This window comes from Kitasatospora sp. NPDC101108 (assembly GCF_055584725.1).
Genome location: NZ_JBVJLM010000001.1, coordinates 359,849 through 372,776, shown reverse-complemented (window position 1 = coordinate 372,776; position 12,928 = coordinate 359,849). Strand labels below are relative to the sequence as shown.

Genomic DNA, 12,928 nt, shown 5'->3' with positions numbered 1-12,928 from the left:
GTCCCACCGGGCCGCGGGCCCGGCGGGACCCAGGGGTCGGCGGGGACGGGGGTGTTCGAATTGTCATCACCACCTGCTAACCTCAGCCGATTTCCCGCCACACCGAGTCGGCGGACAAGACGGGGTAAGAGGTACAGAAGACATGGCATTCCTCCGGGCCAAGCAGAAGGCCCAGGTCATCGAGAAGCTCTCGCAGGTGGCGCCTCCCGGCGAGACCTTCATCGCCTGCGTGCACGCGGAGAGCGGGCCCAGCCCGTGGCTCGCCGCGGCGCTCGGTGAGATTCCGCTCGTCGGCCTGATCATCGTGCTGACCCGCAGGTACTACTTCCTGACGCTCACCAACAGCCACGTGGTGATCAACTCGGCGAACCGCTGGAACAACCGCCCCGGCGACGTCGTCGCGGCGTTCCCGCGGCACGCCTTCCCGGTCAACCGGGTCAAGCGGGCGAGCATCTGGAGCTCGATGTACATCCAGATGCCGGGCAACAGCAGTCCGACGCGCCTGAACATCCACCGCATCTGGCGCGCCGAGATGGACCAGCTGAGCGCCGCCTTCCCGCCCGGGTCGATCGACCCGAGCTCGCAGCCGTTCGACACCCCGCAGGGCCAGGGCTACCCGATGCCGGGTCAGCCGATGCCCGGTCAGCCGGTGCCGGGCCAGCCCGGTGTCCCGCCGCAGCAGGGCTTCGGCGCGCCCCAGGGCCAGCCGTACCCGCCGCAGCAGCCGTACCCGGCCCCGCACGCGGCCCCGCAGGGCCAGCCGTACCCGGCTCCGCAGGCCTATCCGCCGGCCCAGCCCTACCCGGCGGCCCAGCCCTACCCGCAGCAGCCGGGTGCCCCGGTGCCGCCGCAGGGCCAGCCGTACCCGCCGCAGGTCCCGAACGTGCCCTACCCGGGTCAGTCGGGCCAGCAGGGCTACCCCGGCCAGCGCTGACCACGCCGTTCGGCCCCGGCTCCCGCCCGTGCGGGAGCCGGGGCCGAGGCCGTTCCCGGTCACCCGCGGTGACCGTCCGGTGGTCGTGCGTGGCCCCCACGGGCTCGGCGCGCTGGCGGCGGTGGACTCTGCCAGGCTGGGAGGGAAGCTACCTCGACCGGAGGAGGCCCGCAGCCATGTCAGCGCAGAAGCCCGGGCCGTCCGGGCGGCGGGCCCGCGTCGCCGCGCTCCGGGCGGCGGAGGTCCGGCACGCGCGGGCCCGGCGGTGGCTGGTGGGCGGCCTGATCAGCCTGCTCGTGCTCGTCGTGATCGGCGGGATCGCCGTGGTGATCGCCACCAACCAGGAGTCCACCGCGCCCAGTGGCGTCCCGGCGCACCCGCGGACCACCGCCGAGGGCCGCACCACCCCGCCGCCCTGGGACGCACCCGCCGACGCCGCCGCGGCCGTCAAGGCGGCCGGCCTGCCGATGCTCGGCGCCGAGGGCACGGCCCTGCACATCCACGCCCACCTCGACGTCTACGCCGACGGACGGGCCGTGACGGTGCCCGCGCTGGTCGGCATCGACGAGAGCGCCCAGAAGATCAGCCCGCTGCACACCCACGACACCACCGGCGTCATCCACGTCGAGTCGCCGGTGAACGCCGGTTTCACCCTGGGCCAGTTCCTGACCGAATGGCAGGTCTCCGCCTCCGCCGACCACCTCGGCGGACTGCGCACCGACGCCACCCACACCCTGACCGCGTACGTCGACGGCAAGGCGGTGAGCGGGGACCCGGCGGCGATCCCGCTGAACGCCCACGACGAGATCGCCCTGGTCTACGGCACGGCCGCCGAGAACGCCGCAGTCCCGGTGCCGAGCGGCTACAACTGGCCGGCCGGGCTCTGACCGCCGCGGCGGCGCGCGGTGAGCCCGTGGGCGGGGCCCCCACCGCGCCCCGCCCGTACAGAAGACCGCCGGCACTCAGGCCAGTTCGCGCATCCGCCGCACCGGGCCGGCCAGCAGGATCGCCGGGCTCGCCACGCTCACGATCGCGACCAGCAGCAGCGCCGTTCGCGGCCCCCAGGCCGCGGCGGCGGCGCCCGCGGCGAGGGCGCCGACCGGGATGGCACCCCAGGAGACGAAGCGGACCGTGGCCATCACCCGGGAGAGCAGCTCCGGCGGGGTGTGGGTCTGCCGGTGGGTGCGGGTCACGATGCTGGTGACCACGACCCCGGCCGAGAACCCGGCGTTGCCGAGCGCGAAGACCAGCGTCCCCCAGCCGGACCCGGCCGCCGGGAGCAGCAGGGCGAAGACGGTGGAGACCGCGGCCGCCCAGCGCAAGGAGGGGCCGCCGCCGAAGCGGGACACCAGGCGCGGCGTGGCGGCCGCGCCGAGCAGGCTGCCGAGGCCGCCGGTGGCCATCAGGGCGCCCACGGCGGCGGCCGGGGCGTCGAGGGTGCGGACCAGGAAGACCGGGGTGAGCGTCATCAGGCCGCCGCAGACGAAGTTCACGGCGGTCGCGTCGGCGACGCACGGCCGGATCACCGGGTGCCGGGCGACGAAGCGCCAGCCCTCGCGGATCTGCTCGCGCATCCCGGCGCCGCCGGTCGGCCGGGCAGCGGGCTGCCCGGCCTGCGGGAGGCTGCCGAGCAGCGAGGCCGAGACCAGGTAGCTGACCGAGTCCAGCAGCATCGAGGCCGCGCCGCCGAGGAGTTGCACCAGCACGCCGCCCAGCGAGGGCCCGGCCAGGTCGGTGGCCGCGATGCTGCCGGAGACCAGGCTGTTGCGGGCGGTCAGCTGCTCCTTGGGGACGACGGTGGGCAGGAAGGTGGAGTTGCCCACGTCGAAGAGGACGCTCGCGAAGCCGACCACCAGGGCCACCACGACGAGCTGCGGCAGGCCGAGCACCCCGAGGGCGGCCGCCAGCGGGACGGAGGCGACGGCGGCCGCGCGGACCAGGTCCATCGCGACCTGGGTGCCGCGCAGCGGCAGGCGCTGGACCAGGACGCCGGCCGGCAGTCCGATCACCAGCCAGGCGACGTACGCGGCGCCGGTGATCAGTCCGACCTCGAAGGCCGAGGCGTGCAGGGTGACCACCGCGATCAGCGGCAGCGCCACCGTGGTCACCTGGTCGCCGAGCCGGCTGACCGTCGAGGCCGTCCAGTAGCGCCAGAAAGCCGCCGCCCCGCCGCCCCCGCGTCGCCCGGGCCGCACCGCGCCCGCCTCTGCCGCCGTGTCCGCTGTCCGCGTCGTCACGCCCACCCCTTCGCCACCGGTCCGCTTGCGACCTAGTGAGTTCCTTTTGGGAACTCACTATAATGGGTGATCATGCGGCACACGGAAGCGGCTGACCCCGACTGCGCGATCTCCCAGGCCCTGGCGGTGGTCGGGGACACCTGGACCCTGCTCCTGATCAGGGACGTCGCCGGTGGCACCCACCAGTTCGACGCCCTGCAGAACGGACTCGGCATCAGCCGCAAGGTGCTCACCGAACGCCTCAAGGCACTGGTCGCCGACGGCGTCCTGGAGAAGCGGCTCTACCACCCCCACCCGCCGCGCTACGAGTACCACCTGACCGACCGGGGCCGTGGTCTGCTGCCCGTGCTGGTCGCCCTCCAGGACTGGGGCGGGCGCTACGTCCTCGGCGACGGCACGCTCAGCGGTACCAGCACCCCCGACTCCGCCGAGACCCGCCGGGTACTGGCGCTCACCGGCCACCGGCTGCCCGCCCTGGAACTCGACGCCGCCGCCGGTGGACACGCCGACCCGGTCGCCGCGGACCGCGCCTGGACGGTGCTCTACTGCTACCCCGGCGCCTACGCCCCGGGCGGCCTGGACTACCCGCCCGGCTGGGGAGAGGTCCCGGGCGCGCCCGGCTGCACCCTGGAGTCCTGCACCTACCGCGACCGGATGGGCGAGTTCGCCGCCCGCGACGCCGCCGTCCACGGCGTCAGCACCCAGCGCCCCGACCAGCTGGCGGCGTTCGCCGACCACGCGCGGATCCCGTTCCCGCTGCTCTCCGACGCGGGACTCGAACTCGCCGCCGCCCTGCGGCTGCCCACCTTCCGCGCCGCCGGAGTCGAACGCCTCAAGCGGCTCACCCTGGTCCTCGACGCCGACCGCACCGTCCGCGGCGCGCTCTACCCGGTCCTCGACCCCGCGGGCTCGGTCGAGGACGTCCTCGCCCTGCTCGACGGCCTGCGCGGCGACTGACCGCACCCCGGACCTGCCGGCCCGTCACCTGCCGCCGCGCCGAAGCCTCAGCGGCGGCCCCGTCCGCGCAGGGAGCGGCGGGCCGCGCCGAAGGTGAGGGCGGCCCACAGGACGGCCGCGGCACCGGTGACGTAGACCCCGGCGCCGCGGAAGGACAGGTCGTCGTCCAGGGTGGCCGGCGGTGCCCAGCCGTCCGGGTCGGCCAGCACCGTCGTGGTCCGGCCGACGGAGCCGCCCGAGCAGCCGGTGCCGCCGATGGTGCCGTGCGGCAGCGGGCGGCCGTCCTCGCGCCGGACGCCGCAGGTCCAGCTCACCTTGCCCATCCGGTCCTTGCCGCTGTGCGCGGAGGTGATCACGACCCGGGTCTCCACCCCGCGGTGGGCGATCAGCTGGGCGCGCAGCGAGGCGGTGGGGATCACCAGCAGCAGCACACCCAGGAACACGGCCGGCCAGATCACCCACCCGGTGCTGCGGATCATCATCAGCCCGACCACGGCCGCCATCAGCACCAGCACGGCGAGGATGGTGCAGGCGGCCTGGTAGTCCGGATCGGTGGCGAGCGCGAGCAGGCCGACGATCAGCAGCGGCGCGAGCAGCCCGACCAGGAGCGCCGTACGGCGCACCGTGCGCGGCGCGAGCTGGATGTCCTTGCCCGGGCGGCGCCGGCGGACCGGCTTCGGCGGCCGGCCGGCGCCCGCGGCGAGCGGTCTCTTCTTTTTCTTGTTCGGACGACTGGCCATGCTGCCCCCGTTTTCCGGTGCTTCCGTTCGTGCTCGCGCCAGTGTGACGGCAGCCCCGGAGCCGGGGAAGACCGGGGTGGCCGGCCGGGCAAGGACATCCAACTCGCGCCGCGCACGGGGAGCAGTACGCCCTCCATCGAGGTGCGGGCGGGCGGCACGTCCGGTGCTTGCTTCCGGCCGGAGGCGCGGATGCCGTGATGATCCGCGCCTCCGGCCGGAAGGCGGGGCTCACGTCCCGGCGTTCGGGGCCTCGCGGGCGAAGTCGGGCAGGAGCCGCAGGAGCGCGCGGTTGACCCGGAGGCGGTTGCGGGCCTGCTGCAGCACGCGGCTGCGGGAGGAGTCGAGGAGGGCGCTGGTGACCTCCTCGTCGCGGCGGGCCGGGAGGCAGTGCAGGAAGACGGCGTCCGGGTCGGCGTGGGCGAAGAGCTTCTCGTTCACCTGGTAGTCGGCGAACTCGGCGAAGCGTTCCTCCTGTTCGTGCTGGTCGTCGGGGACCATCGAGCGCCAGACGTCGGTGTAGACGGCCTTGGTGCCGGAGACCGCCTCGGCCGGATCGGTGAGCAGTGTCAGGGAGCCGCCTGACAGTTCGCAGGCGTGCCGGGCCCGTTCGACGGCGAATCCCGCGGGGCGGTGGTCCGGCGGAGTGGCCACCCGGACCTGGAGCCCCAGGGCACAGGCGCCGAGCATGACCGAGTTGCAGATGTCGTTCCCGTCACCGACGAAGCTGATCGGCAGGCCCCGCAGGTCTCCGAACTCCTGCTGGAGGGTGAGCAGGTCGGCGAGGATCTGGGTGGGATGCCACAGGTCGCTGCCGGCACTGACGGTGGTCCTGCCGAACCCGGTCGCGAACGCGTCGATGTCGTCCTGGTAGGCGCGGATGAAGGCCAGATCGGTGTACTGGGCCATGACCCGGCCGGTGTCGGCCAGGGTTTCCCCGTCGGCGAGCCGGCTGCGGAGGTTGTCGAGGAGGACGGGCGAGCCTCCCATGCTGCTCACGGCGACCTCCAGCGAGACCCGGGTGCGGGTGGAGCGTTCGAGGAAGACCAGCAGCACACTCCGGCCGGCGAGGGCGTGTCCGGCGGGTTCGTCCGCCGTGGCCAGGCCCAGCACCCTGGTCATCTGCTCAGCGGTCAGGTCGTCGTCCTTCAGCAGGTTGAACATGATTCCTCCTGGTGGGGGTTCAGGCGGGGGACAGGGCCGAGTGGAGGACGAGCCAGGCGGCGAGCGGCTCCGCGCCGTCCGGGACGGTGGTCGTGGCGCCGACCGGCAGGGCCGCGAACTCCCGTAGCCACGGGGCGTTCCGGGCCGGGAAGCGGCGGGCGCGGCCGTGGGTGGCGACCAGCAGTTCGTCGCCGTCACGGCACCAGAGCAGCGGTGCGTGGGTGGTGGCGGTCACCCGGGTCGGCGACGGGAGGTCGGCGACGGCGCGGTCCGGGTCGGCGCCGGGGATGCCGTAGGCGGAGGCGGCGGCGAGGGCGGAGTCGGCGGTCAGGTCGTCGGTGCGGTAGGCGCGGTAGGCGGCCAGCCAGTCGGGGACGACCTCGCCGTCCGGCCCGGCGTCGAGGCGGAACGCGCTCTCACCGGGGTCGAAGGAGGACATGTAGCGGGCGAGGTTGATGGCGAGGGCCGGACCGGCGTCGGTCTCGCCGACGTGCCAGACGCCGTTGTCCCATGCGAACAGCTCGCCGGGGCCGGCCGGCAGCGCGGTGCCGTGCGCGGACACCGACTCGACGCCGAGCGAGGGCAGGTACTCCTCCTCGCTGTCACCGACCGGTCCGCCGGCGTGGTCGCGCTCGGTGCCCGCCGGTATCCATGCGTCCCCGTTCCAGAAGTGCATGAACTTCCTTCCGGCGAGGACGAAGTGGCTGTTGGCGCAGTACTCGCGGTGGATCCCGCCGGGGGTCGCCCGGTACTCCCCGTAGAACAGCTCCACGTCGACGTCGCGCCGGGACAGGCCGGAATCGGCGAAGACCGGGCCCGCGGCGGACAGCAGGATCTCGAACAGGGCCCGGTCGTGGCGGGGGAGGTCACGGGCGTAGAAGAGCACCGACGCGCCGGGAGCGTGCGCGGCCCGGATCCGGCGGAGCCACGTCTCGGGGCTCTCCGGACCGGTGGCGCCCGGCATGGCCGAGGGGTCCGGGAGGATCTCACCGGCGACCATGACCTTCGCCAGGTCCGGCGGCCCGCCGGCCGCTCGGGCGGCGACCGTGGCCAGGCCGCCGCGCCAGGCGGCTTCCGGCGTGAGGGAGCCGCAGCTCCAGGCGGCTTTGCCGAACCGGGGGGAGGCGGAGGGGGCGGGGCGCAGGGTCAGAGTGGGCAGGGTCAGAGTGGGCAGGGGCATGGGGGCGTCCCTCCTGATGGGATGCGGGGGGTCATCTCGTCGGAAGCGCGGTGGACGGGCGGTCAGTCGCAGGGATCGGGGGCGACGGCCGCCTGCGCGGCGCGCTCGGTCAGCGGCTTGAGGTAGAGGTACTGGGGCATGGCCCTGGTGCCGCGCAGCAGCTTCGCCTCGTCGGTGCTGATGCCGTACTCCAGCACCGTGACATCCGGGTCGTCGCAGCCGTGGGCGATGGGCAGGTGGTAGCCCAGTACGGAGTACATGGGAAGTCCCGCGCCGAGCTCGTAGTCGAAGCCGGCATGGAATCCGTACATGCGGCCCTGATGGTGCAGCCACATGCTCATGGCGAAGTCCCGCCCGTCCAGCCGGGCCGTGAACACGGTGGTCGGAACGTGTTCGGCGATGGCGGCGAACCACGGGGTCAGCTGTTCGGCGGTGGTCGTCTGGTCGTACCTGTGCTCCAGGCGCCAGGCGAGATGGGCGATGCGCTCCACGTTGGAGGCGTCCAGCGGCTGGTGCGAGGTGACCGCCCCCGCCTGCTCGAACTTGCGCAGCTCCCCGCGGATGCGGACGCGGCGCCGGGAGGGGAGCGAGGCCAGGTAGTCGGCGTGGCTGGGGTAGTCGCAGTCGAGGACGTGCCGGGCCAGGGCGGGGAAGCGGATGAAGCCGGCCTCCTCCAGGGCCGAACGCAGCGCGGTCTCCTCGGCGTTGACGTACGGGAAGAACACGCAGGCGCTGCCCTGCCGCCGCCCCGTGGCGACGGCCCGGGCGACGAGCGCCCGGAGGACCGCGGGGTCCGCCCGGGTCGCCGTCGGGTCTGCCGTGAGCACCCGCGAGTTGAACCAGCCGCCGCACATCAGGGAGGGCAGCAGGGCGTCGGCGAGCCCGTCCCCGTCGCGGCCGGCGTGGTCGGGGAGGGCGAGCAGCATCTTGTCGACCCGGACGGTCACGTCGTCCACCCCACGGTCGAACTGCTGGAGGGTGAGCCCGGCGGTGATCCGGCCGGCCTCGTCCGTGTGGACCAGGCACGCGCTGTCGGCGGGTACCCACGGCCCGCGGCGGTCGAGTTCCACCTCCAGCCAGGCCGGGGTGCAGAACAGGTCCGCGGGGCCGCAGAGCCGGGACCAGTCCTCGCGGGCGGCCGCTTCCGGGAGGGCGAGCGTGCGGACACCGGTCATGGTCGTCACGGGATCACTCATCGGCGGCCTCCGTCGGATCGACCTCGACCGTGCGGCCGAACCAGTCGGCGACGGCGGCGAGTTGTTCGCGCGCGACGGCTTCGCTGGGCGCCCGCACCAGGGCCTTGGCGACCAGCAGGTGTGAGCCCAGGCGGTGGTCACCGATGGTGTCACCGGGTTTGGCCCACACCTGGCCCTCGACCACCCCGGGCCGCGCCTCGATCTCCTCCCGGCCCGGAAGGACGCGCAGCCGGCCCTGGCGGGCGGGCAGGTTGACCCACCCGAAGGAGTCCTTCAGCGCGCGGACCTCCCGGGCGGCGGCGGGGGACGGCAGCCCGAGCGCGGCCGCCGCCCACTCGTCGTAGAGGTCGACGCCGTACTTGGCGAGGACCGTCTCGTGGATCAGACCGCCGCCGATGCGGCCGGCGCACTCGCCGAACGTCAGCCGACCGTCCTCGTGGAAGGCCTCCAGGTGGTAGACCCCGTCCCGGTGGCCCAGAGCCGCGAGCACGCGTTCGGTCAGGGCGGCCACCTCGGCCGCGAGGGCGGAGTCGGTGTCGTCCAGGGTGGCCGAGGCGACCAGCCGGCCGTCGTGGACCTCGATGACGTTGTGCAGGTAGCGGCTGACGGAGGCCAGCAGCAGCCGCCCCTCGCGCACCACGCCGTCGACGTGCAACTCCTCGCCCGGGACGAAGCGTTCGACCAGCCACGGACCGCTCCGCGGCTCCTCGACGTCCAGGTCCGCGGGCCCGTGCACGATCCAGGTCTGCTGCGATCCCGCACCGGCGGGAGGCTTCACGACGAAGGGCGGCTCGACGGGGCACGCACGGACGGCGTCGAGGTCGGGGCAGCGGAACCAGTCGGCCACCGGAACACCGGCCGCGCGGGCCCGCTGCTTCTGGTAGGCCTTGTCCCGTAGGGCGAGTGCGGTCGGCACCGCCGCCTCCCGCGCGCCGCTCAGCGAGCTGAGCACCGCGGCGGCGACGACGGCGAACTCGTCCTCGGTGCAGACGACCGCGAAGTCGGCCGGTTCCAGGCCGAGTTCGGCGAGGGCACCGAGCGCATCCTCGGTGTCGGTGTGGTCCCGGGCGACGGCCAGCGGCCCCTCGAAGCCCTGCTCCTGTGCGGTGCACCGGAGTTCCGGGGTGACGAGGCAGGTGACATCGGCGCCGAGGCGTCGCAGCGACTCGACCGGCTCGCGCTGCCAGCCGAGGTACAGAACGGCCCGGCCGGCCGGTGCCGACGGGCCGGGGAAACGGTCACGGGTCACGTCGCTCCTTTGTTCTGAGGTGGAACCAAGGGAGGGAACCTGAGGCGCGCGCACCGGGCGCGGCCCCCGTCCGATCGCGGCGTCAACTCGCTTTCGGCGGGGGGATATGCGGTGCGGCAAGGTGCTGATCTGTGCCTGTCACAAGACCCTTCCATAGATCGACTTGATATGGCAACATCGGGATCACGCTGACCCAGACCGTCATGACCTGACAGGAGTTGATTCAGTGTGAGGCCGATTTCCGAACCGGCCGGTGAGTGCCGGACATGACTGTTTCCGGGATGGTCGAGGAATCGGGTGCGACTGTTCCCCTGACCTACCGTCAGGTCCTGACCAGTCGAAACGTCCCGCAACTCCTGCTGGCGGCATCGCTATCGCGGCTGGCCGGCAGCATGCTCCTTTTCGTCACCGTTCTCTACGTCCTCGCGGAGTTCGACTCCGCGTCCGTGGCAGGTCTGAGCGGTCTCTTCCTGACGCTGCCCGGCTTCCTGATCAGCCCGGTCGCCGGGGCCGTTCTGGACCGGCTCGGTGCCGTTCGGGCGGTGGCCCTGGACACCCTGTCCAGCGCCGTCTTCATCGGCGGCATCGCCGTGCTCTCGGTGAGCGACGCGCTGACCGAACCCGCGCTGTTCTGCCTGCTCGCGCTCTACTCGCTGACCAGCCCGCTCACCGCGGGCGGTGTCCGCACGCTCTTCCCCCGGTTCGTGCCGGAAGCCGCGTACGACAAGGCCAACGCCCTGGACCTGAGCACCTTCTCGGTGATCGACGTGGTCGGCCCGCTGCTGGCGGGCACACTGTTCGCCGCGATCGGCCCCAACCCCACCCTGTTCAGCGTCGCGAGCATGTACGGCCTCGCCGCGCTCAGCCTGACCATGCTGCGCGGCGGCACCGCCGCAGAGCCGGCCGCCCCCCGCACGCAGCTGCTGCGCTCGGCCTGGGAGGGCATCGCCTACCTGTTCCGCAGTCCCACCCTGCGTGGCCTCGCCGCCTCGTACGCCTTGTACCAGGCCGCCGCGGGCATGCTGATCGTGATCGTGCCCGTCGCCGTGGCCGACCGGTACGGCGAGGGCGGTACGGCGCAGCGCTACGTCGGAGCGATGTGGGCGATCATGGGCCTGGCCGGAGCGGTCGGCGCGCTCTTCGCCGGCAAGGTGCTGCGGGCGGGGGTCGAACGCCGCTACATGGTCGGCGCGACGCTGGTCTGCGCGGTCGCGATCTTCCCGGTGACCGCGCTCGGGTCCCTGGTCACCCTGGGCCTGGGGCTGGCGCTGGTGGGCCTGGCCGAGGGCACGGTCAACGTCAGCCTGCTGTCGCTGCGCCAGCGCCGGACCGAACCGGCGTGGCTCGGCCGCATCATGACCGTCTCGATCAGTGTCAACCTGATCGGCTTCCCGGTCGGAACGGCGCTGGGCGGTGCGCTCGTCACCCACTCGGTGACCACGGCGCTCGCCACCGCGGGAGTCCTGGCGGGCTGTTCGGCGCTGCTGGGCCGGCTGCTGATCCCCCGGGAGGCCTGATGGCCCTGCCACTCGCCGACACCCGCTACGGCGCCGGCCGGACCCTGGTCTGCCACCCGGGCGGTCCCGGCATGCACCCCCACTACATCGACCAGCTCGCCGCGCTCGCCGGCGACGACCGCCGTGTGGTGCTGCTGCACCCGCGCGGCACCGGGGACAGCCCCCGGCCCGCCGACCCGCTGGCGTACGCCGTCCAGGACTACGCGGACGACCTCGCGCACTGGATCCGGCGGGAGGCGGACGGGCCGGTCGACCTCCTCGGGCACTCGCACGGCGGGGTGGTGGTGGCCCGGGTAGCCGCCCGGTACCCCGAACTGGTCCGCAGCGTCGTCCTGCTGGCCACGCCGGCCTACGGTGGCGACCGCGCGGTGCAGGAGGCCCAGGCGCTCCAGCGGGCCCGCGCCGGTGAACCGGACTGCGCCGACGCGCTGCGCGCCCTGGAGGAACAGGGCGACGACTACCCCTTGGAGGAAGGGCTGGGCCGGCTGATCGCCCGGGTCGTCCCGCTCTGGGTCGCCCCGATGACCGGACGGCTGCGCCGCTGGCAGGCGCGGGTTGCCGCGCAGCCCGCCAACGTCGATGCGCTCAGGTACTTCAACGAACGGGTCTTCCCCGTCCTGGACGGGGTGCCCGCGGACGTCGCCCAGGCCCGCTGCCCGGTGCTCGTCCTCACGGGCGAGCTGGACGGCTGGGCCGGCCCCGGCCACCTGGCCCTGCTCGGGAAGTCCGCTCGTGACGCCGTATCGGTGACGATCCCGAACTCCGGCCACATGTGCCAGGCGGACGCCCCCGGGGCCGTCGTGACGGCAGTCGCGGAATTCCTGGACGGCCTTTCCCCCCTGCGGTAATCCGCTGCGGTGACCCGCTCCGGCGCGACCCCTTTTCCGGTCGGCCGGAGGACATCAGCACGTACCCGAAAGAGACCCCCTTCGGCATGCCCGGAATCGGCCGCCGAACGGTTTTCCACGCGCATTTTCGGATTCCCCCACGAAAGAACCGATTCGAAAGGACGAACAATCCCGTGAACGACCAGCAGGAATGGCAGGAGCAGGATTCCGACGACTTCATCGAGCTCGGCGAGTACTTCGTGCCCGAGCGCCAGGTGCAGATGGACGTCATCACCTCCGTCATCCCCGAACCGCAGGAGCCGGGGGAGATCCTCGACCTCTGCTGCGGCCAGGGCCGTCTGAGCGAGGCACTGCTCAAGGCCTTCCCCAAGTCCACCGTCGTCGGGCTCGACCTCAGCACCGCCATGCTCGGCACGGCCAGCCGGGAGCTCGCCGGTCACGGCACCCGCTTCCGCACCGAGCAGTTCGACCTGGCCGAGCGGAACTGGCGCACCCGGGCCGAGGCGCCGGTCGCCGTGGTGTCCTCCCTGGCCGTCCACCACCTCGACGGCCCCGGCAAGCGCGAGCTGTTCCGGGACGTCCACGCCATGCTGCGCCCCGGCGGCAGCCTGGTCATCGCCGACCTCGTCCAGCCGGTCGGCGCACGGGGACTGGAGCTGACCCGCCGGATGTGGGACGAGTCGGTCCGCGACCAGAGCCTCGCCGGAACGGGCGGCCTGAGGCCGTACGAGCGCTTCCACGAGCTGGAGTGGAGCTGCTACCAGTACCCCGACGAGCTGGACAAGCCCTCCCCCGTCCTCGATCAGCTGAACTGGCTGCGCGAGGCCGGGTTCATCGAGGTCGACCTGTACTGGATGAAGGCCGGGCACGCCATCTTCGGCGGCGTCAAGGCCGGGAAGTGAGGAACCC

General features: G+C 73.3%; 12 protein-coding genes. 6 read left to right on the top strand and 6 right to left on the bottom strand.

Annotation, left to right across the window (positions count from 1 at the left end):
- Positions 1–142 precede the first annotated feature (142 nt).
- A complete protein-coding gene (locus ACZ6Z8_RS01690) occupies positions 143–934 on the top strand; it encodes a hypothetical protein (protein ID WP_465605253.1) in 792 nt (263 codons plus the stop codon).
- 176 nt (positions 935–1,110) lie between these two features.
- A complete protein-coding gene (locus tag ACZ6Z8_RS01685) occupies positions 1,111–1,821 on the top strand; it encodes a hypothetical protein (RefSeq protein WP_465605251.1) in 711 nt (236 codons plus the stop codon).
- Between the two features lie 75 nt (positions 1,822–1,896).
- Here the strand turns inward: ACZ6Z8_RS01685 and ACZ6Z8_RS01680 are convergent, their stop codons facing one another.
- Positions 1,897–3,171, bottom strand: a complete 1,275-nt coding sequence (locus tag ACZ6Z8_RS01680; RefSeq protein ID WP_465605249.1) for an MFS transporter — start codon at positions 3,169–3,171, stop codon at positions 1,897–1,899.
- A gap of 72 nt (positions 3,172–3,243) precedes the next feature.
- Here ACZ6Z8_RS01680 and ACZ6Z8_RS01675 point away from each other — a divergent pair, with 72 nt between their 5' ends.
- Positions 3,244–4,128, top strand: coding sequence for a winged helix-turn-helix transcriptional regulator (locus ACZ6Z8_RS01675; RefSeq protein ID WP_465605246.1), 885 nt, complete (start codon positions 3,244–3,246; stop codon positions 4,126–4,128).
- Between the two features lie 47 nt (positions 4,129–4,175).
- On the opposite strand, the gene ACZ6Z8_RS01670 is transcribed toward ACZ6Z8_RS01675, so the two are convergent.
- The 5 genes from ACZ6Z8_RS01670 to ACZ6Z8_RS01650 all read right to left on the bottom strand — a co-directional run bounded on the left by ACZ6Z8_RS01670 (position 4,176) and on the right by ACZ6Z8_RS01650 (position 9,654).
- Positions 4,176–4,868, bottom strand: coding sequence for a hypothetical protein (locus tag ACZ6Z8_RS01670; protein WP_465605243.1), 693 nt, complete (start codon positions 4,866–4,868; stop codon positions 4,176–4,178).
- A gap of 228 nt (positions 4,869–5,096) precedes the next feature.
- Positions 5,097–6,029 (bottom strand): ornithine carbamoyltransferase, encoded by a 933-nt coding sequence (locus tag ACZ6Z8_RS01665; protein ID WP_465605241.1) that lies wholly within the window; start codon positions 6,027–6,029, stop codon positions 5,097–5,099.
- 19 nt (positions 6,030–6,048) lie between these two features.
- On the bottom strand, positions 6,049–7,209 hold the full coding sequence (locus tag ACZ6Z8_RS01660; protein WP_465605237.1) for a hypothetical protein: 1,161 nt from the start codon (positions 7,207–7,209) through the stop codon (positions 6,049–6,051).
- Positions 7,210–7,271: 62 nt separating this feature from the next.
- On the bottom strand, positions 7,272–8,405 hold the full coding sequence (locus tag ACZ6Z8_RS01655) for a GNAT family N-acetyltransferase (protein ID WP_465605234.1): 1,134 nt from the start codon (positions 8,403–8,405) through the stop codon (positions 7,272–7,274).
- A complete protein-coding gene (locus ACZ6Z8_RS01650; RefSeq protein WP_465605231.1) occupies positions 8,398–9,654 on the bottom strand; it encodes an ATP-grasp domain-containing protein in 1,257 nt (418 codons plus the stop codon). The genes ACZ6Z8_RS01655 and ACZ6Z8_RS01650 overlap by 8 nt, the downstream gene beginning before the upstream one ends.
- 266 nt (positions 9,655–9,920) lie before the next feature.
- Here ACZ6Z8_RS01650 and ACZ6Z8_RS01645 point away from each other — a divergent pair, with 266 nt between their 5' ends.
- From ACZ6Z8_RS01645 to ACZ6Z8_RS01635, 3 genes are all read left to right on the top strand, one after another.
- Positions 9,921–11,171 carry an MFS transporter gene (locus tag ACZ6Z8_RS01645; RefSeq protein ID WP_465605228.1) on the top strand — a complete coding sequence of 417 codons (1,251 nt, stop codon included), beginning with the start codon at positions 9,921–9,923 and terminating at the stop codon, positions 11,169–11,171.
- Complete coding sequence (locus ACZ6Z8_RS01640; protein ID WP_465605225.1) at positions 11,171–12,019, top strand: alpha/beta fold hydrolase; 849 nt, start codon at positions 11,171–11,173, stop codon at positions 12,017–12,019. Before ACZ6Z8_RS01645 ends, ACZ6Z8_RS01640 begins: the two co-directional genes overlap by 1 nt.
- Positions 12,020–12,192: 173 nt before the next feature.
- Positions 12,193–12,921 (top strand): class I SAM-dependent methyltransferase, encoded by a 729-nt coding sequence (locus ACZ6Z8_RS01635; protein WP_465605223.1) that lies wholly within the window; start codon positions 12,193–12,195, stop codon positions 12,919–12,921.
- Positions 12,922–12,928: the final 7 nt, after the last annotated feature.